The organism is Treponema sp. UBA7567, assembly GCF_002476655.1.
In the GTDB taxonomy this organism is placed as follows: domain Bacteria; phylum Spirochaetota; class Spirochaetia; order Treponematales; family Treponemataceae; genus Treponema_D.
Genome location: NZ_DLLH01000073.1, coordinates 26,752 through 53,448, shown reverse-complemented (window position 1 = coordinate 53,448; position 26,697 = coordinate 26,752). Strand labels below are relative to the sequence as shown.

The following is a 26,697-nucleotide window of genomic DNA, read 5'->3' as shown; positions in this document are numbered from 1 at the left end:
TTTTACAAATTACTGTTCAGTAAACAGAAAATTGTTGTAATTATTAGCAGAAGTTGGCGGATCATAAATAAAACGCTGATCCGAAATTCCCTGATTTATCGAGTAATTTGAAAAATCAAACTGGAATTTTTCGTTTTGAGGCGTAATTGCTTCAATTCTACGGATAAGCTTTGATTCGGGCAAAATTGCAAGGTTGATGTAACGGAACGCTTCAGAAGTATTGCGACGGCTCAAAACCAATTTTACTACATTTTCCGTGCTTCCGTCTTCGAGAGGAACCGCTTCCTGTCCGCTTTCGTACGCAACAGAATAATACCTGCTCATTAAAGAAAGCCCTTGTGCAGTCGCAAGGTTTGCAGCGCTTCCTGTTCCCGAAGATTCAACTGTCTGATTTAAGATTGCGGCGGATTCAGGAAGATAAATCGTAAGCAAATCTCCATTAAAACAGATTACCTGATTGTCTGGTTTTGTAAAATCAATGCGCAAAAGATTCGGACGTTTAAAATTTACATGCCCTTCCATAACTTTTTTTGCAGCCTTAATTGAAACATCAGCCTCATAATCTTCAATTTTTCCATATTCAGCTGAAACATTCTGAAAAAAAGCCGCCGCAGTTAAAATTCCTTGAGCATAAACAGAAAATCTGGAAAAACAGGTAAAAATCAACGCTGTCAATACAAATATTTTTTTCATTATTTTTCCTCATCAGTTGAAGCTGTGTTTTCTTCATTTAGTTTTGCCTGTTCTGCAAGCTCACGGCAATGAACTTCGCTCTTTACAATTTCGTAGAATTCTTTTCCGTCCATTGTTTCGATTTCAAGGAGGCGGTTTGCAATGAATTCGAGCAAATCTTTGTGCTCTTTCATCAATTCAACAACATGAGAATAGCGTTCGTTCATTACGCGGGCAATTTCTTCATCGACATAACGCTGTGTTTCTTCAGAAAATTCGCGGTAAATATTTGGATCTGCGCCCTGATGCCCCAAAACACCTTTTCCAAGCGTCATGTTTCTGAATTTTGCAGACATACCAAAATCTGTAATCATGCGTTTTACAAGGTCTGTTGCGCGGGCAATGTCGTTTGAAGCGCCAGTAGAAATGTCGCCAAGCACAACTTCTTCCGCAGCACGTCCGCCAAGACAACTGTCAACTTCGTTTATAATATCTTTGCGAGTCATAAAGTTTTTTTCTTCTTCTTCGCGATATTGTGTAAATCCGCCAACGCCATGGCTTCTCGGAACAACTGTAATTTTATTGACAGGGGCAAAATCCGGAGTAAAGGCAGCAACAAGAGCGTGTCCAGTTTCGTGGACAGAAACAAGGCGCATTTCTTTTTTGTTGTCTTTGCGGCTTTTCTTTTTTAGACCAATGCTAACTTTGTCGATTGCTTCATTAAAGTCTTCCATTGTTACTTTTTTGCGGCCATTGCGGACTGCCATAAGCGCAGCTTCGTTTACAACGTTTGCAAGGTCTGCACCCGCAAAGCCTACAGTTCCGTGGGCAACAGAAACAAAATCAACGTCTTTATCAAGCTTTACATTTTTAGAGTGAATTCTCAAAATGTCTTCGCGGCCTTTTACGTCCGGTTTTTCAACAGGAACCTGACGGTCAAAGCGGCCTGGACGCAAAAGCGCAGGATCAAGAATATCTGCACGGTTTGTAGCAGCAAGAATGATAAGTCCTTTTTCGTTGTCAAAACCGTCCATCTCTACCAAAAGCTGGTTCAAAGTCTGTTCACGCTCGTCGTTTCCACCGCCATAACCGTTCATACGGCTTTTTCCAAGGGCATCGATTTCGTCAATAAAAATAATGCACGGAGCTTTTTCGCGGGCTTGACGGAACAAATCGCGTACACGGCTTGCTCCAACACCGACAAACATTTCTACAAAGTCAGAGCCCGAAATGCTAAAGAACGGAACTCCAGCTTCGCCGGCAACTGCACGCGCAAGAAGAGTTTTTCCTGTTCCAGGAGGACCAACGAGCAAAACGCCTTTTGGAATTTTACCGCCAATGTCAGTATATTTTTTTGGTTCCTTCAAAAAGTCAACAACTTCGACAAGCTCTTCTTTTGCCTCGTCAACGCCGGCAACATCAGAAAAGCGCGTTTTTACCTTGCCTTCTTCAACTGTCTTTGCACGGCTTCCGCCTGCTCCAAAAAGGGAACCCATTCCGCCAATTCCGCTGCCCATTTTGCGGAAAATAAAGAAATACATTAAAAGAAGGATTCCAATCGGAAATGCAAAATTCAACAGAAGCTGAACAAACCAATTTGTCTGTTTTATGATAAATTTATATTCAACATGCTTTTCGTTTAAAAGAGAAACAAAATCCTGCATTAAAACGCCAGTTGTCCGGTAAACTTTTCGACTTTCGCTCTGAACCCTGCGAATTTTGTTCCATGGGAGCTGAGGCGATTTTAAAACTGAATCAGAAGAATCATTTTGAGTTGCAGTTGTATTCTCAGCAACAGGAACTCCATAGCCTGTAAATGAATTTTCGCCCATTTCGACATAGACAATTGTTCCATCTTCTACAAGATTACGGAATTCCGAAAAAGGAATTGTGTTGTCGGCTTTTGGAAGCAAAAACATATTGATGAATGCAAGCGCGAGCACTGTAACGGCAAGCATTGTAAAAAAAGGAAAGCGCGAAGGCTTTTTTCCACCGTTTTTGTCACCGTTTTCCGGCTCATCAATTGAAAGTTTAAAAAAACTATACGGATCAAAATCCTGAGAATTCTGTTTGTTTTCGTTATTTTTGTCTGCAGGCTTTTTTTCTGACGTTTTTTTCTGCTTGTTTTCGTCTTTTTTTTCTTTTGGTTCCGGCACAAATGACGGTTTGTCCTGTTCGTTTTTCTGATCGTCGCTCATTTATTCCTCAAAAATTTATAGTGTTGATAAAATCGTTGTATCGTAACGTCTTAAAACTTGCCAAACTTTCTAAAAATTTACCAAAGGAAAATTTTAGAATGGCACGCTATAAATATAATAAAATTTGCATCATTATACAAACAGAAAAACTAAGCTTCGGCAACAAAATTTCCAGTTACGGCGGCAGTTGTTGAATAAACTGAACGCTTTCCAAAATAAGGATTGGCATTATGAATTTCTGCAAGCTGTTTTTTTACGCTTTCAATATGTTCTTTTAATAGATCCTGATTGCGTGCATTTTGAGCGAGAACTTTTTTCTGCAAGTCTGCAAGCTCCGCCTGCATTTTTTTTACGCTGATTTTATCTTCTGCGCCAAGTTCCGTTCCATGCGAAACTGCATTGTACATGCTTTGCATAGGTTCAATCACTTTCTGCAAATTTGAAATATTTGAAACAATCTGCTGTTCAAGCTCAGCATGAGCTACAAGCGCATCTCCATCTTCTTCTTCAATCTTATTCTGCTGGCACTCAAGCACATGCAGATATTCTCTAAATTTATTGCGCTGTTGTTCAAGCAAAGTTCTAAAACGTTTTAAAACAGCAATTCTTTCGTCAATCTGTGCCTGAGTTAATTCCATAAATTACCCCTCGATATTAAGACCGCCACCAAAACCGGTGTTTACAGCATTTGACTGACTGTTTGCCGCCTGAACCCAAGCAGCAGACAATTGATTGAGCATATTAAGGACAAATTCAATCTTTTTTTTGTCTTTGTTGATATTTGACGACATAAGTTCCCGGTTAAAATAAATGTAAAGAGACATAAGGTTTGAAGCAATTTCTCCGCCAGCCGACATGTTGAGGCTCGCCTGAAGCTCGCTGATTATATCCTGCGCTTTCATTATATAATTTCCAAATTTTTCGATATTTTTTGCTTCAATTTTTGAATCTGAATCAAAACATTCCAATGCGTTGGTTAAATTTTTTATAGCGCCTTCGTAAAGCAAAACAACAAGTTTTCCCTGACTCGCTGTTTTTATTCCTGTGTTTTTATATGCCGTATAAGCATTGTTCATGAATCCCATTTTCAGCCTCCCACATTTTTATAGAAGAGAATCTTTAAAAATGCAGTTTTAGAGATATTCTTCATTATATTTTCGGCAATTGATTTTTTTTGTTTAGCAGGAAAGAAGAAAAATACGTTTTAGAATTTTTTTAAGATAATTTTTTTGCAATTTTTCTAAAATCAGGCATAAAGCGTTCTATATAGGAATAAAAATTTTTGTCATGATAAATATACAGAAAATGAGTCATTTCGTGAAAAACAACATAATCTATACATTCCTGCGGAAAATTAAAAAGTTCCCAGGATAAAGTAATTGTTTTGTTTTTTGTGTTGCAGTTGCCCCACATTGAGTGCATTGAACGCCCTTTTACAGTAAATTCCGGCAATGCGTTTTTTTCAAAAAACGAAGAAAGCATGTCTGCGCTCTGCATAAATTTTTTTAGCGCAGATTTTTTCCACAAGGCTGAATAATTAAAATTTGTTTTTCCGAAAATTCTGTCGGAAGATAAAAAGCCCGACTTTGCCGCAACTCCGTCCGGATTTAGAAAAATGCTGTTTTGCTTTGATTTTTTTACTTTTTGAACACTTTTTTCAATCCAGTCTTTTTTTTCTTCGATAAATTTTTGAATTTTTTGTTCGCTTTCCAAAAAAGACGCCGTGCAGACAACTTCGCCAAAACGGTTTACGTGAAGACGGATTGACCGCATATTTTTGCGAATTATTTTTACTTTTATGCCGCTATTTTCCAAAAATCGCTCCAGCCGCGCCAAAAACTCCGCACGAAGCAAGAGTCATTACAACTGCCGCTAAGAAAACTCCGCCCAAAACTGCAAGAACAGTCTGGCGCGGCTTCATGTCTAGAAGGCTGGCAGCCAAAGTGCCTGTCCATGCGCCTGTTCCAGGCAATGGAATTCCGACAAATAAAAAAAGTGCAAAAAACAAACCGCTGCCAGCCTTTTTTTCAAGTTTTTCGCCGCCTTTTTTACCTTTTACAAGAAAAAAATTGCACATTTTTCCAATGTATTTTTTTGAACTTCCCCATTCAAGAAATTTTCTGGCAAAAAAATAGATAAACGGAACTGGAAGCATATTTCCAAGCATTGAAAAAAGATTTATTAAAACAATATATTTTACAGAAAGAGATTCTTCGCTAAGCCCCAAAAAAGAAGAAGCAAGCGCAACTCCGACAGGAATAGCGCCCCGAAGCTCAATCAGCGGAATCATCGAAATAACAAAAACAATAAGAAAAATTTTTAACATTGTCCTAATATACAGGACAATGTTTTTTTATAAAAGTGGTGAATTTTGTAATTTTTTATCTCTGTAGTTTTGCGTAACTAAAATATTGTTTTTTTGTTATATTTTATTGTAGTTTACAAAAGTTGACGGTGGACTTACGCCGGATGCGAAGGGCGCAGTTGGAGGCGAAGCCGCCAATGAGGGCTACCGAACCCGTAGCAGCCGGAATTTCTTGAAAATTCAGCGCCAAGACAGGCAAAATTCGGCTTAAAATTTGAATGCCGTCCAAAAAAAAGGAGATAAGGTAAAATTAAATGATTGAAGTTTTTAAGCTTTCAAAGCATTTTGGAACTTTTAAGGCAGTCGATGAAATCAGTTTTTCGATTCCGACTGGGCAAATTGTTGGACTTTTGGGACCAAATGGCGCCGGAAAATCGACGACAATGAGAATGATTACCGGTTTTTTGCAGCCGACTTCCGGTTTGATTAAGATTGATGGCAAAAATATTGAAGAAAATGCCGTCGAATGCAAGAAAAAAATCGGTTATATGCCGGAAAGCGCGCCTTTGTACGGCGAAATGATTGTTGACGATTATTTGCGCTATGTTGCCCAGATTCAGGGACAGAATCCTGACGAAAAAGTTCCGGTTTTGTGCAGGGAATGTGGACTTAAAGAAGTCATGCACAAAAATATTTCTGATTTGAGCCGCGGCTACAGGCAGAGAGTAGGTCTTGCGCACGCCTTGATGAATGATCCGGAAATCTTAATTTTGGACGAACCGACTTCTGGTCTTGACCCGAACCAAATTGGCGAAGTACGCGCCTTGATTAAAGAAATCGGAAAAACAAGAACAGTTATTATTTCGACACATATTCTCGGCGAAGTGGAAATGATTTGCGACAGAGTTATTATTATTTCTGGCGGAAAACTCGTTGCCGACAGTCCGACCGGCGAACTGAGGGAACGATACGGAACCAGCGCAAGTGTCTTTGTTGAAGCTTCTGGCTGTGGTTTTGAAAAACTTTCTGAAATATTGAAAAAAATTGACGGTGTTGGTGCTGTTACGGCAGAAAAAACGGAAAATGCAAACTTGGGACACAACGAAAAAACTGCCGGAGCTCTTGTTCAGGTTAAAGATAATATGGAAATCAGGCCGCAGATTGCAGCGGCCGTGAACAAAGCTGGTTTTGAGCTTTATGAACTTTCGCTCAGAAGAAACAGTCTTGAAGATATTTTCCATACTTTGACGGAAGATTCGCCTTCGGAAAACGCATTAACACAAAAAAACTAAAGAGGATACAAAAATGACTGATATTTTAGAATCTAACAATCCGCTCTCTAACGCAAGTTCAATGGCAAAGATAAGTTCAAGGAAAAAAGCAAAAACAAAAAATCCGGCTTTTGTAATTATGTGCCGCGAATTAAAATCTTATTTTTCCAGCCCGATTGCTTATATCGTTACCGGACTTTTTACGCTCGCTTCCGGTTTTTTGTTTTTTAACACATTTTTTCTTGCAAACCGCGCCGAATTAAGACAGTTTTTTGGGCTTTTGCCGGTACTTTTTTCTTTTTTTATTCCAGCTCTTTCTATGAGGAGTTTTGCCGAAGAAAAAAAATCGACTTCTCTCGAAACCTTGCTCACCCTTCCGGTAACAGTTTTTGATGTTGTCGAAGGAAAATTTCTGGCTGTCTTTATTTCTGGTCTTGTGCTTTTAATTCCTTCTCTTTTTTACGTTTTAACCTGCTTTATTTTTGGCTCTCCTGATGCAGGCCCGATTTTGGGCGGTTATCTCGGCTCAATCTTTTTAACAGCAGGTTTTAGCGCGATTGGAATTTTTGCTTCGAGCACAACGAAAAATCAGATTATTGCTTTTTTTGAGGCTTTTGCAATTTGCATAATTCTGACTCTGCTTTCAAATTTTGCGGTTTTTCTGCCGGCTTTTCTTGTAAGAACGGTAACTTACCTTTCTTCGCTAAGCCATTTTGAATCTATTTGCCGCGGAATTATCGACAGCCGCGACATTGTTTATTTTGTTTCGCTTACGGTTATCTTTTTTGCGCTGACTGTCCGCTCTGTAAACAATGGACAAAAATAAAAATTCTATAAGACTGGAGTTTAAAACAACAATATGAAAAAATTTATTGAATGGTTAAAAAGTCCAAAAAGCGACATTTTTCTCTTTTTAACTGCAATTCTTCTCTTAAATCTTGTATGCTCAAAGGCATTTTTCCGCCTTGACCTTACAGCCCCAAAATCTTATTCGCTTTCACAGTCGAGCAGGCAGATTGTTAAAAATCTTGAACAACCGCTTTCGATAAAAGTATTTTTTACAAAAAATCTGCCGGCTCCCTACAACACAATCGATCAGTATATCCGCGATCTTCTGGTTGAATACAAAGGCGCCGCAAATTCAAATTTTTCTGCTGAATTTTTTGACATGGACAAAGAAGAAAATCAAAAAATCGCAAGAAATTACGGAATCTCTCAAGTTCAAATTCAAGAATTAAAGAACAACGAAGTCGGTTTTAAGCAGGCCTGGATGGCTTTGACTGTAAGTTATGCCGACCGAACGGAAATAATCGACGGATTAAGTTCTGCCGACGGCCTTGAATACACCATCACAACCACAATGAGCCGTCTTATAAGCACAACTTCGGCTCTTGCAGGATTGCAGGGAAAAGCAAAACTTTCTCTCTATCTGACAAAAAAACTCGAACAGTTCAATATAAACGGCCTCAAAAATCTTGAAAAAACAGTTTCTGCCGCATACAAATCTGTAAACTCAAAAAATATGGATAGAATCGAATTTGAAACAATAGATCCTTCTGAGCAAGAAATTCCGGAACTCGTCGAAAAATACGGAATTCAAAGCCTGAGCTGGCAGGACGCCGACGGAGAAAAAACTGGAGTTATCGGGCTTGTTCTTGAATACGGACAGGAATTTAGGCTTTTGAACGTAAAAATGTCGCGTTCATTTTTTGGAAACATAATTTCTGGCACAGACAGCCTTGAAGACGAATTGAATGAAAACCTAAAAAGCCTTGTTTCTAAACCAAATATTATAGGCTATGTAACAGGACACCGCGAACTCGACTACAAAAACGCACAGTCGCAGGCAAATGCAGCGGTTTTCAATTCAATTATTTCTGACCGCTACGAATTTAAGGATTTAAATTTAAAAGATGATGAAATTCCTTCCGGCATAAAAAGTGTCGTTATAAACGGCGCAAAAGAAAAATTCGAAGAAATTGAACTTTACAAGCTTGACCAATTTTTGCTTCGTGGCGGAAATTTAATTATTTTCGACGACCAGTTTGAAGAAGTTTATCCGCAGGGACAAAACGCATATTACCAGATTCCGCAGTACAAACCTGTCGACAACGGTCTTGAAACAATTCTCTCAAAATACGGAATTTCTGTCGGAAAAGATTACGTTATGGACGAAAATTGCTATGTAAATCAGGCTCAGCGTTCAGGTTCAACTCCGCTCTACTTTGCTCCAGTGCTTCAAAAATCAAATCTTGCAAAAAACAGCCCGATTACAAAAAATCTTGGCTACGTGATTATGCTTCAGAACAGTTCTATCAATGCAGAAAACGCTCAAAAAAATGCAGACGCAAAAGTTACAATTCTTGCTTCATCTTCTAAAAACAGCTGGCTCGTCAAAGACAACGTTACAGCAATTCCTCAGATGATTCGAAAACCAACCGACAAAAGCGCAATGCAAAGCCAAAATCTTGCTGTTCTTGTAGAAGGAAAATTCAAAAGCGCTTTTGAAAAAAATCCAGTAGAAAATCAAAACGGTGAATTTAATTTTACCGACCATTACGCAAAAAGCGTTCAAAACGGCAAAATTTTTGTAATAGGTTCTTCAAAAATCACGACTGGTCAAGTTATGGACGAAAGCGGCAAACAGCCAGTTGCAATGTTTGTGCGCAACGTCATCGATTACATGAACGGCGAAATTGATTTGTGCTCAATGCGGACAAAAGGCTTAAGCTTAAACACTTTAAAAATCAAAAAAGGCATTTCGGCAGACATTGCAAAATATTTTAACGAATTTGGACTTGTGATTTTGGTTGCGCTGTGCGGTCTTGCAGTTCTTGCAAAAACTACAGCTAAGAAAAGGGCAATCCGCGAAAAATACAATCCAGACGACAAGCGCGAAATTAAGACAGAGGAAACAAAATGAACTTAAAAAATGCAAAAATAAGAAAAATCGTTTTATTGACGGCAATCGTCATTCTTGCAGCGATTTACGCTGTTCAACTTGTAACCGGCTCGCGTTCTCCTATAAAAAACTTTATTCTGCGGGAAAAACCGGACACACTTATAATCGAAAACTCTTCGCAAACCGTAAAACTTTTTTATGAAGGCGGGCTGTGGTACGTAAGTGAAGAAAAAATCAGCGGAGATGACCAGAAAATCGAAACTTTAGTAAACGCCCTCAAAAACATAAAAACGCTCGGAACAGTAAGTCGCTCTTCGGCCGTTTCCGAACTCGACAGGTACGGTTTTACAGACTCGCAGACACTTACCGTCAAAGCAGAAAAATCTGGAAAAACAATCCGAACCTTAAAAATCGGCAAAAATTCCGAAACAAATCTTTCTTCTTATATTAGGCTCGACGAAAAACCGGAAACTTTGCTTGCTGACAGAAACCTGCGTTCTATTTTTGAAGTAAAAACCGAAGACCTTGAACAAAAAATTGAACAGCCGCAGGATGAAGAGCAACAGCCTGCAAATTAGCGGCAATTAAAACAAAAAACGCGGACTTCAAAAAGTCCGCGCTTTCGCCTTAAAAAAACAACAAAAAACTAAAGTAAAATTTTTAGTTTTTGCGCTAGACATTCATAGTGGATTTTATTAACTTTTCCAAAAAGTTCGCCGTCAGTGTGGCTAACGTTTGGTTCAGAGGTGAACACATCGACAGTCCGGGCTTCTTTCATAAAAAATCCTTTTATTAAATCCTGCCTTGCCGCAAGCAAAAAAGGAAACGCAATAAAACACTTCCATTTTGGAATTCTCGCCGCAAGAGTAAACGAGAGTTTTCCGTCATTTGCATTTGCTTTTGGAGCCATTGGAACTCCTCCGCCCTCGCATGGAAAATTCATTGCAGCAAGAAAAATCGCCCTGTCAAATTCCTGAAACGCTCCGCCGTCAAAACTCACTTTAAAAGTCGAAGTCTTCATTGTAAAAAGCGTTTTTACCGTCATAACGGCATAACTGAGAGAATTCAAATGCAGCTTGTTCATTATATTTTTGATTTTTGAGCGGTTAATTTCCGTTCCGACAAGAGCATTTAGTCCAAATCCCGATGAAATTCCAAAAATCCGCCGTCTTCCGCCGGACTCAACCATTCCAAGGTCAATTGTTTTTATTCCTGTCGAATTCAAAATCATATCGACAACTTTTTCTGTATTTTTTAACGGCAACCCCAATCCGCGGCTAAAATCGTTGCCCGAACCAGTAGGAATTACCATAAATTTTAGCCGTTCAAAGCTGCGGATTCCATTTAAAACTTCGTTAATCGTTCCGTCACCGCCAACGACAATCAGGCGAATATCATCATCTTCTTTTTCGCTAATCTGTTCCGCCAAAACCGCCGCATAGCCTTTTGTTTCCGGCACAAATTTTTGATATTTTACACCGCGTTCATCTAAAATTTTCTGAACCTTGTTCCAAACTCCGACCGCCTGTCCTGAGCCACCGTGCTCATTCACTATAAAATAAAACATTCTTCGATTTTAAAACACAATCCGGTTCAATTCAAGCAAAACAGCAAAACAAAAAACTGTGTAAAAAACAGTTTTTGCACTCTCCGATTTAGTCTTTCCAAATTTTATTTCAGATTCTCAACCTGCTTTAACCAAAGCGCAACCGACGAATCACTCGGCATACGCCAGTCGCCCCTCGGCGACAGGCTCACAGTTCCAACTTTTACACCGTCAGGCATACAAGACCTCTTAAACTGCTGGCCAAAAAATCTTTTATAAAAAATTTTAAGCGTATTTTTTATCGTTTCGTCGCTAAACGGCTCAAGATTTTTCTGTTTAACCGCAATTTTCGCCAGAAAATAAATCTTTTCAGGCGAAAAACCGTTTCGCACGCAGTTATACAGAAAAAAATCATGCAAAATATACGAACCGACAGTATTTTCTGTTTTTTGCGCAATTTTCCCGTCTTTGTCAGGCGGTAAAAGTTCAGGACTTACAGGAGTGTCTATAATATCCTTTAATGTTTCTGCAAGTTTTTCGTTTTCCTTAAAAACAAAATCCGCATAATACTGAACAAGACAGCGCACCAAAGTCTTTGGAATCGAATTATTCACTCCATAATTGCTCATTTGATCGCCATTGTAAGTGCACCAGCCGAGCGCAAGTTCAGAAAGGTCGCCAGTTCCAATCAAAATTGCGCCGTGCATGTTAGCCCAGTCAAAAAGAACCTGAGTTCTCTCGCGGGCCTGGGCATTTTCGTAAGTAACATCGTAAACATCAAGCGCATGAGACAAATCCTTCAAATGACCGCCGGCCGCTTCTTTTATGGAAATTTCTTCAAGCGAAGCCCCGCAACTTTTTACAAGCATTTTTGCGTTTTCGTAAGTGCGCCCAGTCGTTCCAAAACCCGGCATCGTAATTCCAACAATATTGCTTCGGTCTTTTTTTAGAATATCAAAAGTCCGGCAGGCAACGAGCAAAGCCAGGGTAGAATCAAGTCCGCCAGAAATTCCCACGACAACTTTTTCAACTCCAGTATGCCTTATTCTCTTTGCAAGCCCCCAGGCCTGCATCTGCGTGATTTCCGCACAGCGCTCCCACATTTTTTTCTGGACCTGAGGCACAAAAGGATGCCCGTCAATTTTCCGCTCAAGATTTTTATTTTTCAAAAAATCTGTGCTTTTTACAGTTATTTCCTGAATTTTTGCCGGCAAAAACTGGCTTGACCTTTGAGAATTCTTAAAAAACCGGCTATTTTGCGAAAAAGTTTCTATTCTTATACGTTCGTGATTTATTTTTTCAATGTCAATGTCGCTTATAATAAATTTATTTTTTTCGTCAAAAGGCTTTTTTTCTGCGAGGAGGCTTCCGTTTTCGGCAATCAATGAATGTCCCGAAAAAACCAAATCCTGTGTCGATTCTCCCATTCCTGCATTTGCATAAACATAGGCACAGACATTCTTTGCGCTGTTTCCCAAAATCAAGTCTTTTCTGTAAGAAGCTTTTCCAATCACTTCGTTTCCAGCCGAAAGATTGACAATCACATTTGCTCCGTTCAGACAAAAAACTGTCGAAGGAGAAAGAGGAACCCAGGCATCTTCGCAGACTTCTGCCGCCAAAACCGCACCTGTAAAACCTGAATCGTCATTTATTTTTAAGAGTCCACCAACCGGCCAGTCAAACATTTGCTCATTGCAGCCACAATTTGCTTCAAAAGGCGTAAACCAGCGTTTTTCGTAAAATTCGCCGTAATTTGGAATAAAAGTTTTCGGATAAATCAGAATTTTTTCAGCATTGCTCAAAAGCGCCGCAACATTATAAAGAGAACCAGAAAATGAACGCAACGGCAAACCGACAAAAACCGCAATTCCCTGAGTATGCGCCAAAATCTCGGTCAAAGCATTTTTTGCGCTTTCAAGGAGGAGATTCTGTTCAAAAAGGTCAGCGCAAGTGTAGCCCGTAATACAAAGCTCCGGAAAAACTGCAATTTGAACGCCTTTTTGTTTTAATTCGTCAATGCACTGGCAAATATTCAGCACATTCTGTTCAACGTCTCCAACCACAACTTCCGGCGAAACAGCCGCAACACGCAAAAAACCAAAATTCTTCATATAATTACTATATCAAAAAAACATTATTTTTATGCAAGATTTGCACACATCTCAAAAAAAAATTATTATCTTTATTATTATCTTTATTGAAGAAAATTTTCTTATAAGGTTAAATTTCGGACAAAATACGCAAACAAAATTCAATCTAAAAACTGAGGATAAAAATAAAATGGAAAATCAAAACGATATACAAAATCAGGAAAAAGCAAAAAAACCGGAACTTACAAAAGACATGCTCGTAAGCACGCTTGTAGCATTTTATCCTGAACTTACAGAACCTCTCATGCTCATGGGAATGCACTGCATAAGCTGTTTTGCTTCTCAAATGGAAACTCTCGAAGAAGCGGCTATGGTTCACGGTTTAAACGCAGACGAAGTTATCGAAGACTTAAAGGATTTTTTACATCAGGCGGAAGTTCAAAACGAAAATAAATAAAAACGCCCCGCACAAATTTAAAAAAATCCGAATTTAAGCGGATGATTTTACATTCACTCAAATTCGGAAAAAAATTTATCCAGTTGTTAACAAAAAAATACACCGTTTAAGGCGCGGATTATTTCATCAGTTCGCGGTATTTTTTTGCAAGACGCGCTGATTTTTTTGCGGCGAGTCCGCAGTAGTTCGCAGGATGTTCAAAGAAATTTGCAGGATTTTCTACGCCGAGTTTTTCAAGCTGGGCTGTAATATCTGCATATTCTTTTTCGTGAGTTTTAAGCACTTCAAAGAAAGTTTTTCCAGACTTTTCCGCCTCAAGCGTAATCTGACGGATAATTTCGTGTCCGTCATTGTATCCGGCTTCGCCAAGAAGAATATATGCAGGTTCAGCAAGAACGCCGCCCTTAACTTTTCCGCCGGCGCTTTCAAGATTTTTTGCCATATTGCCGCGGTCAGCCTGCAATCCTTTTACGACAGAATTCATTCTGCTTACTGCCATTGTAAAGCCGGCAATATAGTCAGTAATAAATCTCTGGCTTGCAGAATTTGAAAGGTCGCGCTGATGTTCAGAAATCTGATCCATATAGAAAGTAACTACGCGAGGACACATAGCCTTCCATAAAGATTTAACGTGCTCGCTGTTCCATGGATTGCGTTTCTGAGGCATTGTCGAAGAGCCGACCTGAGTTGCAGCAAAATATTCAAAAACCTCACCAATTTCTGAACGCTGCAAGTTGCGCAAGTCGTCCGCTAAATTGGCAATAATACCGAAAGCAACATTCATCTCAAGCAAGAGGCGAAGAACGTGCTCTGCCTCTACAAGCTGATTTGAATATTCAGACGGCTTAAGGCCCAGAAATTCAGTATAAATGCGCTCAAGTTCTTCAGGATCTTTTACAATCATCGAAGGACCGTTGTAAGAACCAACAGGACCAGCAAGTTTTCCAACTAAATCGTCAGAAAGCTCTTCGATTTTTAAGATTGATTTACCAAGACGGGCAACAAATTCTGCAATTTCCCAGCCAAAAGTAATAGGAACAGCGTGCTGTCCGTGAGTGCGTCCAACCTGAGGAGTCGCGCTTTCGCGTTCCGCAATATCGCAAAGATAATTTTCAAGTTTTTTAAGTTCAGGAAGCACAACATTTTTAGTAACATCGCGCATACGACAAGAAAGAGCCGTATCCAAAATATCAACAGAAGTTGCTCCAAGATGAATAAGAGGACCGATTTTAGAATCAACCTTCGTCTTCATAACGTTAACAAGAGCGCGGATATTGTGCTTAGTCTTTTCTTCCTCAGCATAAACTTCTTCCGGGTCAATAGCAGAAGCAACATCGTCGAGTTTTTTAGCAAGTTCGTCAGTAAGCTGGCCGCGAACCTTCAAATGAGCCTTTACAAGAGCCGCTTCGCATTTAGCGCAAGAACGGATAGAAGCCTGTTCAGAAATATACTGCGACAGTCCGTCAAAAACCGCCTTTTCCGAAATAGAATAGCGGTGGTCGATACAAGAAAGATTTTCAAAAATGTTACGAGTTTCCATAAGCCAAAATTATAATAAATTACGCTCAGTTTCTCAATAAGAAGAAAAATTCGGGCGGTCCGGCACAAAGTGCCGTCGGGCTTTGCAGGGTTGGCATTGCTCCGCAACGGCTTCGCCGCCCTTCCAATCCCTACCGCAAAACACGAAAAGCGCAATTCATTTACTTTTACAAAATTTGTGTTATTATCTATTGTATGTCTAATTCTTTTATTCCTAATCGCAGCGAAATCCCGGCTTCTGACAAATGGGATCTTTCTACTTTGTATAAAACTAACGAGGAGTGGGAGGCTGATCTTGCAAAAATTGCTTCTCTTACACAAAAATTTGCAAGTTTTAAAGGCAAACTCAAAGATTCTTCCCTATCGCTTCTGGATGCGCTCAAAGCCTACGAAGAGCTTTTTAAAACCCTCGAAACCGTTTACTGCTACGCAAGCCTCTGCCACACTTCCGACGAAAGCGACAGTTCTTTTCAGGATATGGAAGGCAGAGCGATGATGGCTTATGCAAAAGCCAGCGCAGAAGCTTCATTTTTTTCTCCAGAACTAATGGCAATTCCTGACGAAAAACTCAACGACTGGATTAACCTGCCGGAATTTGCCGACTACAAAATTTTTATTCAAAAAGAACTGCACGAAAAACCTTATGTTTTAAGCGAAAAAGAAGAACGAATTCTTTCGCTTGCCGCCGAAGCCTTGCAGACTCCTGACAATGCGTTCAGTTTGCTCGAAAACGTTGACATGGATTTTGAAAGCGTGACTGTAAATGGCAAGGAAGAACCTCTAACACAGTCAACATTTTCACTTTTAATCAGAAACCCTGACAGAAATGTCCGAAAAAACGCATACAAAAAATTCTATAAATCGTTCGTAAAACATCAAAATGTTATTGCTTCGCTTTACGCCGGAAATGTAAATTCTGACATTTTTTATGCCCGCGCAAGAGGTTTTAATTCCAGCCTCGAAGCAAGCCTTTATTCAAACAAAGTTGAACCGGCTGTTTACAAAAATTTGATCGGCACTGTTCACAAAAATCTGCCAGCCCTACACGATTATTATTCGCTCCGAAAAAAAATGCTTGGTTTAAACGAACTTCGCCATTACGACGTTTATGTTCCGCTCGTAAAAGACATTGAAACAAAAACAAGCTATGAAGAATCCGTAGAAATTTGCCGCAACGCACTCGCTCCGCTCGGAAAAGAATATACCGACATTTTGTGCAACGGTCTTTTAAATGGCTGGGTTGACCGCTACGAAAACAAAGGAAAGCGTTCCGGCGCTTTTAGTTCTGGAGCTTACCGCGGCTATCCGTACATTCTGTTAAATTACAAGGACGATGCAATCCGAGACGTTTTTACAATGGCCCACGAAGGCGGACACTCAATGCATTCTTATTTTTCAAAGACAAACAATCCGTTTATGTGCTACGACTACACGATTTTTGAAGCGGAAGTTGCCTCAACTTTTAATGAAGAGCTTGTCTTTGAATATCTCTTAAAAAACGCAAAAACAAAGGAAATGAAAACCTACCTTCTGGCAATGCGCGCCGACGACATTCTTGCAACCCTGCACAGGCAGACAATGTTTGCAGAATTTGAACTCAAGGCTCATGAACTTGTCGAAAACGGAACTCCTCTTAACGCCGAAATTTTGCGAAAAATCTACCGCGAGCTTTTAGTTCAATATTTTGGCCCGGAAATGATTTTTGAAGAAGAAAGCGACATGGAAGGTTTGAGAATTCCACATTTTTACAATTCTTTCTATGTATATAAATATTCGACCGGAATTTCGGCAGCCCTCGCTCTTGCAAAAAGAGTTACGCATGGCGGTGAAAAAGAAAAAGAAGATTATTTTAAATTCTTAAAGTCTGGCGGAAGCCGTTATCCGCTCGAAAGCTTAAAAATTGCCGGAGTTGATATGTCTTCGACAAAGCCTGTACAAGACGCATTGGATACTTTTGCACAGATTGTAGACGACTTAAAAAAACTCTAATTTTTTTCTCGGACTTTGGATTTTATTAAAGAACGGCAGTTTTTCTGCCGATAATCTAGCGGCATTGGTACAACAATTTTTTTGCTGTGCCTGCCGGAACGTTCATTGAAAACAACGGTTCAATGGCGTTTTGACAGAAAAATTTGCGAGGAACAGAAGTATGAAAAAAACAGAATTCTATTCATTCTACAGAAACATTCCAAAAGCAGAAATTCACATTCACATCGAAGCCGTAATAAGCAAAGAATCGATTAAAAAGCTCTATCTAAAAAAGAACGGAACTGAATTTTCTGACAATTCGCTGGAAGAATTATTTTCATACTCGGATCTGAACGGTTTTATCGCCGCGTTTTTGCAAGTTCAGGATTTGTTTACGGAAGTAAGCGATTTTGATCTTGTTTTTGAAGATTTAAAAAATTATCTTTTGCGAAATGGAATAATCCACTGCGAAGCCTTTTTTGCTCCTTCAGCCTTTATAAAAAAAGGTTTTTCGTATAAAGAAATGACAGAAAATTTCGCCAAAAATATAAAAAAAATCAAAGACGAAACAGGAATTACAGTCTGGCTCTCTGGAGACGTAAGCCGAACTTTTGGACTTGAAAACGCTGAAAACAATTTTAAAATGTTCAGCGAAAATCCATTTGAAGGTTTTATAGGAATCGGACTTGGAGGCGCAGAATCAAAGGGTCCTTCAAGAGATTTCGGCCCTGTTTTTGAAAAAGCACTTAACGCCGGCTACCATGCTGTTGCACACGCAGGAGAAGACCAGGGGCCGCAGTCAATTTGGGACGCACTCGAAATCTGCCATGCGCAAAGAATTGGACACGGAATTTCTGCAATCCAGGACGAAAAACTTATGGATTTTTGCGCAAAAAGGCAAATTCCGTTTGAAATTGCCCCGACAAGCAACGTTTTTACAAAAAAATTTGTAAAATCACTTTCAGAACATCCATTCCGCGCTTTTTTTGACCGTGGAATGCTCGTAACTCTCAACACCGACGATCCGCTTTTCTTTGGAGTTGAACTTTTAGACGAATATTGGAACGCCTACAGCCAGATGAATTTTTCGCACGAAGAACTAAAACAAGTCATTTTAAACAGTTTTAAAGCGTCGTTCTTAAGCCAAACAGAAAAAGAAAAAGCCTTTTCCGAAGTTGAAAAAAACTGGAAAAACAGAAAATGACGTCAGTTGCAGATTTTATAAAGCTTCCAAAAAAAGATTTTCATTCAAGCCTTGATTTAGGAATGCGCTATCCTTCTTTTGTTACCTGGGCAGGATTTTATGTTCCAGGCTTTCCAGAAGATGGATCGCCTGTCAAAATCGAAATGCGCAACCAAGTCCACGAATACACTTCTATGAGAATTGCAACAGAAGACGACATAAAAAAACTTCTGTTTCTATCAATTTCTGAAAACATTGCCGATAACATAATTCAAACAAACGCAGCAATCGACAGCAAGCTTTTTCAAAACTGCAAAAAAAACTGTGAATTCTTCCTGCTGTTAAAGACAAAAATTCAAAAATACAGCGATCATACAAAATCAGACGCTTTTTTTTCGCTTGATACCGATTCAGCCGATTTTAGAGAAAAAAATTTGCAGTTCGCAAAATCCTTTTTATTAAACGAAAATTCAAAAGAACTATTCAAGGGAATTTATTTTTACGGAAAAAACATCCTCAATTTGACAGAAAATTCAACAGAACTTAAGGAACTGATTCAAACTGTCAAAAAAAACGGCTTAAAAATCAGAGTGGATTTAAGTTCTGTCGATTCGGCAAATGATTTTTTTAGGGTTTTTGAGTTTTTTGAGCCACAGGTTCTAATCAACGCAGACAACGCCGCAAATTTTGGCGAAATTTTAACTTTTCTCAAAAAAAAATCAATTCAAACTGTTATAACGCCAGAAACTCACTTTAAAGACAAAAAAATGGATTTTTCAGAAAAGGCAAAAAAAATGCGTTCATTTTTAGAAGCGGGAATAGAAACTTTTCTCGGAACGCAGAGCATCCTTCTTTTTAATAAATCAATCAGCCAGCTTGCAAGCGAACTTTGCAACACCGGACTTTTTACAAAAGAAGAAATGCTTTCTATCTTAAAAATCTGCTAAAGATAAACCATCAAAAGCATAATATCTGAATTTCTAATCCCGGAAATCCGGCTTGCCTGACCGAGTGTCAACGGACGGATTTTTTCCAATTTTCCGCGGCTTTCGGCGCTCAAAGCAGGAATTGCTCCGTAATCAAAATTTGCCGGAATCTTGCGATTTTCCATTTTGTGCATCTTTGCAACGCGGGCATCCTGTTTTTCAATATAATACTTGTATTTAAAATCTTCCTGGGCGACTTTCCAAATTTCTGGCGCATAACCTGGATTTTGAGCGTCTTTTTTCTTTAACAAAAGCGCCACGGCCTCATCAATCAAAGCATATTTTGCGCGCATAGACTGAATCTGCTTTTCTGTTTTTAAGCCAACAGCAAAGGCTTTTTCGCTAAGCCTGCGGTCGGCTGTGTCATGCCTCAGTTTTAGACGATACTCGGCGCGAGCGGTAAACATCCGGTATGGCTCTTTTGTTCCAAGCGTAACCAAATCGTCAATCAAAACGCCGATGTAAGCTTCATCTCGTCCTAAAACAAGAGGTTCCCATTCAGGAATTGAATCAAAATTTTCATAACCGCTGTCGCTCTGCGCTTTCTGCAAAGCTGAATTTATTGCCTTTGTTTCTTTCGCAGAAATTTCTGCAAAAGCCGCAATTTCTTCGTCTGTCATGCCAGGCTTATTTTGAAAAGCGCCCTTTTCCATGCTTGCCGGAGTCTGGCCCATTCCGGAAGACGGAGAACAGAGAGGTCCGCAAAGTTCTTTGTGCGCCCTGGCATAAAGAGCGGCGTTAATTCCTGCGACAAGCCCCTGGCCAGCAGCTTCTTCATATCCAGAAGTTCCGTTTATTTGACCGGCGTCAAAAAGCCCGGCAACGCGTTTTGTTTCCAAGCTCGGATAAAGCTGAGTCGGCTCAACATAATCGTATTCAACTGCATATCCAGGACGGCTTACTGTACAATTTTCAAAGCCAGGAATTGTGCGCAAAAACGAATCCTGAACTTCTTCCGGCAAACTTGAACTCAAGCCATTAAGATAAATTTCATCCGTCTGCAAACTTTCAGGCTCTACAAAAAGCTGATGCCTGTCGCGTTCTTCAAAACGCATTACCTTGTCTTCTATTGAAGGACAGTATCGAGGTCCAATTCCGCTGATTTTTCCAGAATAAAGAGGAGAACGATTTATATTTTTTCGGATAATTTCGTGAGTTTTTTCGTTTGTATAAACCAAATAACACGGAACCATCGGACGGTCAATTTTTTCATCATCAAAACTAAAAGGAATTACTTCTTCATCGCCTTCCTGCAAGTCAGCCTTTGAAAAATCAACTGTATGGCGCAAAATTCTCGGAGGTGTTCCAGTTTTTAGGCGGCCAGTTGTAAAGCCAAGACGATTGAGCGAATGAGTAAGTCCAAAAGCCCCGGCTTCGCCAATTCTTCCGCAAGGAGCATCGTATTCGCCAATAAAAATGCGTCCACCCAAAAAAGTCCCGGTAGTAAGAACAACAGCACGAACAGGAATAATTCTTCCGCGCTCTGTAACAATCGCAGTAACTTTTTGTCTTTTTCCAGAACGGGCAGCTTCCGTTAAACATTCGGAGCGAAATTCTCCAGGAATCGAGCCTTTTTCTGCGGCAGTGTCGCTGTCTGGAGGCAAAGGAGAAGAAGAAGCCGTTGTCAAAATATCAACGACCGTATCCATCAAAGTAGAAAGGTTTGGCGTTGTTTCGATAGTCTGCCGGGCCAAAGACGCATAGAGAATTTTATCTGCCTGAGAACGGGGCGATTGAACGGCAGGACCGCGACTTTTATTCAACATACGAAACTGAATCATCGAGTTGTCTATAAGTTTGCCCATTTCGCCGCCAAGAGCATCGATTTCCCGGACAATGTTTCCTTTTGCAACACCGCCAATCGAAGGATTACAGCTCAAGCGCGCAATCGAATCAATTGTCTGAGTTACAAGAAGAGTTTTAAGTCCCATTCGGGCACAGGCCAGACAAGCTTCTGTTCCAGCATGTCCACCGCCAATTACAGCAACATCAAATGAATCATAAAAAGACATACGAAAATTATAGTGAAATCAAAGTTCTGTATCAAATCCAAAACAAAATTCTGAAAAAAAAGTATTTTTTTGTAACCTTTTCCTTTTACGCTGTTTTTTTAAGTATAGAGCGACAAGAAACAATCTCTTTATGTTACAAAAAACTTCCTACTTTGCTCCTTGCACCAGTCTTCCTCCGGGCTGGTGCATTTTTTTGCTTTTTTGCATCTTTTTTATTCAAAATATCAGCAATTTTTACAAATTCTGACCACAGTATATTGCAAATCAATTTTTATCGCTATTTCTTCGTAATATTTTTTCTGTTTTTTTATAAAATATGCTCAAAACTTCTTTTTATCCAAAAACGACGTCTGTTTAATCCAAAGTATTGCGCAGTTTATAATATATAGTTATTTTACGTGAGCGACGTTTATTAAAAAAAGTGAGGTGTTATTTATGAAAGTAACCAAATTTTTAATGGCGGCAGCTTTGGTTTCGGCTGCAGCAATGTTCGTGTCTTGTTCCAATTTAAGCGAAAGCTCAGAATCTTCTTCTGATTCAAGCCGCGCAGCTTCATCGGGAACAACTTATTCTGTAGGAACAGCTTCTGATTTGTACACAGCCGCAAACAAGGTAAATCCTGGCGACACAATCAAACTGACCGCGAACATCAACCTTACAAAGCAGCTGCAGCTTTTAAGGAGCGGATCTTCCGGAAAAGTGATCACACTTGACGGAAACGGAAAAACGCTCAACTGCTCTGCATTTACAGGCTGGGGCGTAAAAGTAAACGGCTCTTACTGGACAATCAGAAAACTGACAGTTACAAAAGCTTCAGACTGCGGAATGGTTTTCCAGCTCGGAGGAAACAACCGCGCTGAATACTGCAAATTCACCTATAACGGCGACTCAGGACTTCAGGTTTACAACTCGGCTCACGATGTAACAATTACAAGATGTGAATCTTACTACAACTACGACAAAGCGACGAAAGGCGAAAATGCCGATGGTTTTGCAGCAAAACTTTCGGGCGGAAAAAACATCAAATTCAACTATTGTGTTGCAAAATATAATTCTGATGACGGCTGGGATCTTTACAGTCAGGCATATCCTGTAACTCTCAACAATTGCGAAGCTTCTTACAACGGATATATCAATTCTTCGCTCCAGACAACACCTGACGGCGATGGAAACGGATTTAAACTAGGTTCAAAATACAAAAATGTAAGCCACAGAGTTCTTTCATGCAAATCAACATATAACCTCAAGTACGGAATTGATGCTAACGGAAACACCGCAAAGCAGACAATTACAAACTGCACTGTAAAGAACAACAAAGAAGGTCAAATTTCAAGCAGAACAAAATACTAATCTGAATTTCAAATGACTTTCTGTCCGCAAATGCCTCTCCTCCTGCAGCATTTGCGGACTTTTTTATTTGAGTTCATTTTTCCCGCAGTTTTCGCCATCAACATCAAAAGCAGACAATCCATCGTTATTTTTTAGAAACGGATCTGCCCCATTTTTTAAAAGAAGCTTTGTAGTTTTTAAAGAATTTGCATAAACCGAAAACATAAGAGCAGTGTCGCCGTTTGAATTCTGCAAATTGACATCTGCGCCTTTTTTTATAAGAAGTTTTGCAAGCGCAGAAAAATTCTGGGCAGAAGCAGTCATTAAAGGAGTCATGTCGCCTTTGTTAAAATGATTTATATCCGGATTGAATTTTAGCAAAAACCTTACAAGCGAAAGATTTTTAGAAATGCATGCATATTCAAAAGGTGTTATTCCTTCGCTGCTTTCCAAATCTAGATCTGCGCCATATTTTATAAGAAGTTTAGCCTGTTTTAAATTTCCGCAACGGCAAGCCCACATTAAAGGCGTTATTCTGCCACTCGAAAAAGCGTCCGGTTTTTGCCCGTCCAGCAAAAGTTCCTTTAAAACACCGCAATTTCCAGACTGAACGGCAAGCATAACAGCATTTTCGTTTTGAGAATGAGCAAGAAAGTCTTGCACATCATTTTTTTTACAGCCAAAAAACAGCCACAGACAAGCGGCAAAAACCGCAATGCAAAAATATTTACTTTTTAACAACTTTTGCCGCTCCTATTTGATTTAATTTTTTTGAATTTTCGTAAAAATTTGTGCCATCTGCGCCGTTGTCTTGCATATAATTATAATATAGAAACAATTGAATAGATTTTTTTCATAAATTCATTTCCCTTGTTTTTTCTAAACTTTATAACAAGCTGTTTTATTTGTCAAATTTTGTTTTTTTTGATTTGAGGCCGAAGCTTACGCCGGATGCGGCGGGCGGAGTTGACGCGGAAAAACGGGTTGGTTGCCAAACTAACCTGTTTTTCCGCGCCAATGAGGGTTACCGAACCCAAAGCAGCCGGTTTTTAGGTAATTTGCTACACAAAGCCTGTCTGAATTCCGTTTTTTAAGATAAATGCCGTCCTGTTTTTTTTGCTTAAAATTGCGCGATAATTGAAAAATCCTCGTGTTTTTTGTAATATGTGGGAATGGATTTATTAAAAAAACTTGATGAACTGGACAAACGTTTTGCAGAAATTAACGAAATGGTTCAAGATCCAGACCTTGTTAAAGACCAGAAAAAATACAAGGATGTTATGCGTGAACATGGACATTTGTCTGATGTGCTTGAAGTTGGAAACGAATATAGAAAATGTCTGTCCGGCATTGAAGATGCCAAAATGATGATTACAGCCGAAGATGATCCTGATATGAAGGAAATGGCCCGTGAAGAAATGAAAGAACTTGAAGAAAAAGTTCCAGTTCTTGAAGAACAGATTAAGCTCAAACTGATTCCGCCTGATCCTCTCGACGAAAAAAATATTATTTTGGAAATCCGCTCTGCTGCTGGTGGCGACGAGGCTTCGCTTTTTGTGCGCGATATGTGGGAAATGTACTGCCATCTCTGCGAAAGAAAAGGCTGGAAATACGAAAATCTTGAAGCACAGGAGACTGAAGTTGGCGGTTTTAACAAAATCGTAACTCAAATCCAGGGAAAGTTTGTTTTTGGAACTTTGCGCTGGGAATCTGGTGTTCACCGTGTTCAGCGTGTTCCGCAGACTGAATCTCAAGGACGGCTGCAGACTTCGACTGTTACGGTTGCGGTTTTGCCGGAAGCCGAAGAAGCTGACGTAAAAATCAATCCGGGGGATGTTCGCGTTGACGTTATGCGTGCGGGCGGTCCTGGAGGCCAATGTGTAAATACTACCGACTCTGCTGTTCGCCTTACTCATATTCCGACCGGAATTGTCGTAATTCAGCAGGATCAAAAATCGCAAATCAAAAACAAAGAAAAAGCGTGGGAAGTTTTGCGCGCTCGTCTTTTTGATTTTCAGCAGTCAAAACTCGATGCAGAACGCTCTGCTGCCCGCAAAAGTATGGTTGGAAACGGAGACCGCTCTGAAAAAATCAGAACGTACAATTATCCGCAGGATCGCGTAACTGACCACAGAATCAACTTGACTTTGCATAACCTGCCTTCGTTTATGATGGGAAATATGGACGAAATGCTCGATGCTCTGAACGTTTACGCAAAAGAAGAACAGTTCAAAGAGCTTGAAGCATAAAACGGAAATACAAGCTTGAATATTCTTGAGGCAAAAAAATACGGAAAGGAGCAGCTCAAAAACTCTCCTTCTCCCGACCTGGACATTTCTGTTCTTTTGCAGTTTGTTACAGGTTTTGACAGAACGCAGCTCCTTTTAAAACGGGATTGCAATCTGTCAAAAGAACAGGAATCAAACTTTTTAGATGCAGTTCAGCGGCGAAAAACGGGGCTTCCGGTTGCCTATATTACCGGGCACAAGGAATTTTACGGTTACGATTTTTATGTAACGCCGGCAGTTTTGATTCCCAAACCAGACACTGAAATCCTCATTGAGCAGGCATTAAATTCACTCGCGCTTTTTTATTCAAAAAACGAAAATAAAGACGGAAGTATAAAGAAAATTCCCGAAATCTGCGACATGTGCAGCGGAAGCGGCTGCGTTGGAATTTCTGTCCTCAAGGCGCTTTTAGAAAATGACGGAATTCAGGTAAACTGCCTGCCAAAAATGACATTTGTCGATATTTCGGCGGACGCTTTGGAAATTACCAAAAAAAATGCAGAAAGGCTTTTGGGCGAAGGCGAAAAACTAAGCAATCCAGAAAACCTAACTTCTGCTCTTTCGCGAATCCGGCTCATTCAGTCCAATTTGTTTGAAAACGTACCTTTTTCTTTTGATTACATTTTGACAAATCCGCCTTACGTTCCTCATTCTGAGAGTCTCGAACTTTTAAAAGACGGCAGAAGCGAACCTTTGCTTGCTTTGGACGGAGATGTTTGCTCTGACGGAGAATATTCGGGAACAGAAGACGGTCTTTTTTTGATAAAAAGACTTGTTCCCCAGTGTTTTGAGCATCTTGTCTGTGGCGGAACTCTGATAATGGAAACAGGAGAATACAATGCCGAACAGACCGCAAAACTTTTTGAAAAGACAGGTTTTAAAAACGTTCACATCGAAAAAGACCTTAACAACATGCTAAGAGATGTAATCGGAACAAAAACTCATAGCATTGCATAAAGAACTTCAATTTCTGCTTCCGTCAAAGTCCTGTATTCTCCGGGTTTTAAATTTTCGTCAAGAAAAAGTCCTGCCATTTTTATCCGCTTTAAAAAAACAACTTCGTTTCCAAGCGCACAAAAAATTCTTTTTACTTCGTGAAATTTTCCTTCTGTCAGGGTGATTTTACATTCATTTTCGTTTAACCAGTCGATTTTTGCTCCACAACTTTTTTGTTCGCCTGCTTTTTTTTCTGGCGGAAGAACTAGCCCAAACTCTGCTTTTTTAACGTAATCTTTTTGTTCAGAAGAGGAAACTGGATTTTTAAGACCAACAAGATAAGTTTTTTCGATTTTGTTTTGAGGACGCGTCAAAAAGTCAGAAAGTTTGCCGTCATTTGTAAAAAGCAAAAGTCCTTCCGTGTCTGCGTCAAGCCTGCCAATAGAATGAAGATTTGCGCCATTTTCGTCAGTCAAAATCTCTTTTGGAAAAACCTCATAAACAGTTTGCCGTCTGTCGCTCACCGTAGAGCAGACAACCCCAGACTTTTTGTTCATGAGAAAATAAAATTTAATTTTCGGAATATGTTTTTTACGCATAATAAAACCTTGAATTGCAGGGACGTAATTTTATGTCAAAGATTTTACGCAAAAAAGCTCTATGCCTTCACCAGTAAATTTTTGTTTTACAGCGTTTACAACGGCTTTGACCATGGATAAATCCTTGTCGTCAATATACGAAATCAAAAGAAAATTTGTTTCTGGCCAAGTTGAATTTCCAAGTTTATAACTATTTTTTCCACGCCCAGTCACAAGTGGCACGATTGTATATTGTATATCAGAAATTTTTTCTTCCAGCAAAACCGTTATTTCTTCCTGAACCGACTGATTGGCAATTATTTCACAGCGAATCATGCAAAGCTCCTAAATTAGTGCGCCAAGGATGGCGCAAAAACGTAAAGAGAGAAAATTCTGTTTGCCTTTTGGTGAACAGATTTTTCTCGTAAAAACAAAAT

The 26,697-nt window shown here is 39.6% G+C and carries 24 protein-coding genes; 11 read left to right on the top strand and 13 right to left on the bottom strand.

The genetic code is table 11. The features are described 5' to 3' along the window. Positions 1 to 9 precede the first annotated feature (9 nt). The 6 genes from B3Y13_RS09280 to B3Y13_RS09255 form a co-directional block, all read right to left on the bottom strand. Entirely contained in the window at positions 10 to 693 is a 684-nt protein-coding gene (locus B3Y13_RS09280; RefSeq protein WP_296023183.1) for a LolA family protein, read from the bottom strand. Further along, the gene (ftsH, locus tag B3Y13_RS09275; protein WP_296668765.1) at positions 693 to 2,870 is read right to left on the bottom strand and encodes an ATP-dependent zinc metalloprotease FtsH; all 2,178 of its coding nucleotides are present in this window, start codon (positions 2,868 to 2,870) and stop codon (positions 693 to 695) included. Before ftsH ends, B3Y13_RS09280 begins: the two co-directional genes overlap by 1 nt. 149 nt (positions 2,871 to 3,019) lie before the next feature. After that, positions 3,020 to 3,508 (bottom strand): flagellar export chaperone FlgN, encoded by a 489-nt coding sequence (flgN, locus tag B3Y13_RS09270; protein WP_296023177.1) that lies wholly within the window; start codon positions 3,506 to 3,508, stop codon positions 3,020 to 3,022. A gap of 3 nt (positions 3,509 to 3,511) precedes the next feature. Continuing rightward, positions 3,512 to 3,955 carry a flagellar export chaperone FliS gene (gene fliS / locus B3Y13_RS09265; RefSeq protein ID WP_296023174.1) on the bottom strand — a complete coding sequence of 148 codons (444 nt, stop codon included), beginning with the start codon at positions 3,953 to 3,955 and terminating at the stop codon, positions 3,512 to 3,514. Between the two features lie 130 nt (positions 3,956 to 4,085). Further along, on the bottom strand, positions 4,086 to 4,685 hold the full coding sequence (locus tag B3Y13_RS09260) for a M48 family metallopeptidase (RefSeq protein ID WP_296023170.1): 600 nt from the start codon (positions 4,683 to 4,685) through the stop codon (positions 4,086 to 4,088). Then, positions 4,675 to 5,196, bottom strand: a complete 522-nt coding sequence (locus B3Y13_RS09255; protein ID WP_296023167.1) for a COG2426 family protein — start codon at positions 5,194 to 5,196, stop codon at positions 4,675 to 4,677. Before B3Y13_RS09255 ends, B3Y13_RS09260 begins: the two co-directional genes overlap by 11 nt. A gap of 293 nt (positions 5,197 to 5,489) precedes the next feature. Here B3Y13_RS09255 and B3Y13_RS09250 point away from each other — a divergent pair, with 293 nt between their 5' ends. From B3Y13_RS09250 to B3Y13_RS09235, 4 genes are read left to right on the top strand one after another with little or no spacing between them, the layout of a single operon-like run. Continuing rightward, positions 5,490 to 6,467: an ABC transporter ATP-binding protein gene (locus tag B3Y13_RS09250; RefSeq protein WP_296668762.1), complete on the top strand. Its 978-nt coding sequence runs from the start codon at positions 5,490 to 5,492 to the stop codon at positions 6,465 to 6,467. A gap of 13 nt (positions 6,468 to 6,480) precedes the next feature. After that, complete coding sequence (locus tag B3Y13_RS09245; RefSeq protein ID WP_296694115.1) at positions 6,481 to 7,272, top strand: ABC transporter permease subunit; 792 nt, start codon at positions 6,481 to 6,483, stop codon at positions 7,270 to 7,272. A gap of 33 nt (positions 7,273 to 7,305) precedes the next feature. After that, entirely contained in the window at positions 7,306 to 9,369 is a 2,064-nt protein-coding gene (locus B3Y13_RS09240; RefSeq protein ID WP_296694113.1) for a GldG family protein, read from the top strand. After that, positions 9,366 to 9,926 (top strand): DUF4340 domain-containing protein, encoded by a 561-nt coding sequence (locus tag B3Y13_RS09235; RefSeq protein ID WP_296023141.1) that lies wholly within the window; start codon positions 9,366 to 9,368, stop codon positions 9,924 to 9,926. The genes B3Y13_RS09240 and B3Y13_RS09235 overlap by 4 nt, the downstream gene beginning before the upstream one ends. A gap of 68 nt (positions 9,927 to 9,994) precedes the next feature. On the opposite strand, the gene B3Y13_RS09230 is transcribed toward B3Y13_RS09235, so the two are convergent. Further along, a complete protein-coding gene (locus B3Y13_RS09230; protein ID WP_296694110.1) occupies positions 9,995 to 10,915 on the bottom strand; it encodes a diacylglycerol/lipid kinase family protein in 921 nt (306 codons plus the stop codon). A gap of 104 nt (positions 10,916 to 11,019) precedes the next feature. Beyond that, the gene (locus tag B3Y13_RS09225) at positions 11,020 to 13,005 is read right to left on the bottom strand and encodes an NAD(+) synthase (RefSeq protein ID WP_296694108.1); all 1,986 of its coding nucleotides are present in this window, start codon (positions 13,003 to 13,005) and stop codon (positions 11,020 to 11,022) included. Between the two features lie 169 nt (positions 13,006 to 13,174). On the opposite strand from B3Y13_RS09225, the gene B3Y13_RS09220 reads away from it, so the two are divergent. Beyond that, positions 13,175 to 13,441 (top strand): DUF1858 domain-containing protein, encoded by a 267-nt coding sequence (locus B3Y13_RS09220; RefSeq protein WP_296023130.1) that lies wholly within the window; start codon positions 13,175 to 13,177, stop codon positions 13,439 to 13,441. A gap of 118 nt (positions 13,442 to 13,559) precedes the next feature. On the opposite strand, the gene B3Y13_RS09215 is transcribed toward B3Y13_RS09220, so the two are convergent. Then, the gene (locus B3Y13_RS09215; RefSeq protein WP_296694105.1) at positions 13,560 to 14,981 is read right to left on the bottom strand and encodes a lyase family protein; all 1,422 of its coding nucleotides are present in this window, start codon (positions 14,979 to 14,981) and stop codon (positions 13,560 to 13,562) included. Positions 14,982 to 15,175: 194 nt separating this feature from the next. On the opposite strand from B3Y13_RS09215, the gene pepF reads away from it, so the two are divergent. From pepF to B3Y13_RS09200, 3 genes are all read left to right on the top strand, one after another. After that, positions 15,176 to 16,969 (top strand): oligoendopeptidase F, encoded by a 1,794-nt coding sequence (gene pepF / locus B3Y13_RS09210; protein WP_296668749.1) that lies wholly within the window; start codon positions 15,176 to 15,178, stop codon positions 16,967 to 16,969. Positions 16,970 to 17,129: 160 nt separating this feature from the next. Further along, positions 17,130 to 18,152: an adenosine deaminase gene (add, locus tag B3Y13_RS09205; protein ID WP_296694101.1), complete on the top strand. Its 1,023-nt coding sequence runs from the start codon at positions 17,130 to 17,132 to the stop codon at positions 18,150 to 18,152. Further along, positions 18,149 to 19,078 (top strand): hypothetical protein, encoded by a 930-nt coding sequence (locus tag B3Y13_RS09200; protein WP_296668745.1) that lies wholly within the window; start codon positions 18,149 to 18,151, stop codon positions 19,076 to 19,078. Before add ends, B3Y13_RS09200 begins: the two co-directional genes overlap by 4 nt. Here the strand turns inward: B3Y13_RS09200 and B3Y13_RS09195 are convergent. Beyond that, complete coding sequence (locus tag B3Y13_RS09195) at positions 19,075 to 21,129, bottom strand: tRNA uridine-5-carboxymethylaminomethyl modification enzyme MnmG/GidA (protein WP_296694098.1); 2,055 nt, start codon at positions 21,127 to 21,129, stop codon at positions 19,075 to 19,077. The two genes, B3Y13_RS09200 and B3Y13_RS09195, sit on opposite strands and share 4 nt — an antisense overlap. Before the next feature lie 435 nt (positions 21,130 to 21,564). On the opposite strand from B3Y13_RS09195, the gene B3Y13_RS09190 reads away from it, so the two are divergent. Beyond that, entirely contained in the window at positions 21,565 to 22,479 is a 915-nt protein-coding gene (locus B3Y13_RS09190; protein WP_296668742.1) for a right-handed parallel beta-helix repeat-containing protein, read from the top strand. A 63-nt stretch (positions 22,480 to 22,542) separates the two neighbouring features. Here B3Y13_RS09190 and B3Y13_RS09185 read toward each other — a convergent pair whose 3' ends face one another. Next, a complete protein-coding gene (locus tag B3Y13_RS09185; protein WP_296694095.1) occupies positions 22,543 to 23,199 on the bottom strand; it encodes an ankyrin repeat domain-containing protein in 657 nt (218 codons plus the stop codon). A gap of 431 nt (positions 23,200 to 23,630) precedes the next feature. Here B3Y13_RS09185 and prfA point away from each other — a divergent pair, with 431 nt between their 5' ends. Beyond that, complete coding sequence (gene prfA / locus B3Y13_RS09180; RefSeq protein ID WP_296023092.1) at positions 23,631 to 24,707, top strand: peptide chain release factor 1; 1,077 nt, start codon at positions 23,631 to 23,633, stop codon at positions 24,705 to 24,707. Positions 24,708 to 24,722: 15 nt separating this feature from the next. Further along, positions 24,723 to 25,703, top strand: coding sequence for a peptide chain release factor N(5)-glutamine methyltransferase (gene prmC / locus B3Y13_RS09175; RefSeq protein WP_296023087.1), 981 nt, complete (start codon positions 24,723 to 24,725; stop codon positions 25,701 to 25,703). Here the strand turns inward: prmC and B3Y13_RS09170 are convergent. Together B3Y13_RS09170 and B3Y13_RS09165 are read right to left on the bottom strand one after the other, a co-directional pair. After that, the gene (locus B3Y13_RS09170; RefSeq protein WP_296023083.1) at positions 25,688 to 26,239 is read right to left on the bottom strand and encodes a pseudouridine synthase; all 552 of its coding nucleotides are present in this window, start codon (positions 26,237 to 26,239) and stop codon (positions 25,688 to 25,690) included. The genes prmC and B3Y13_RS09170 overlap by 16 nt on opposite strands. Before the next feature lie 72 nt (positions 26,240 to 26,311). After that, positions 26,312 to 26,596, bottom strand: coding sequence for a PG0541 family transporter-associated protein (locus tag B3Y13_RS09165; RefSeq protein ID WP_296023080.1), 285 nt, complete (start codon positions 26,594 to 26,596; stop codon positions 26,312 to 26,314). Positions 26,597 to 26,697 lie beyond the last annotated feature (101 nt).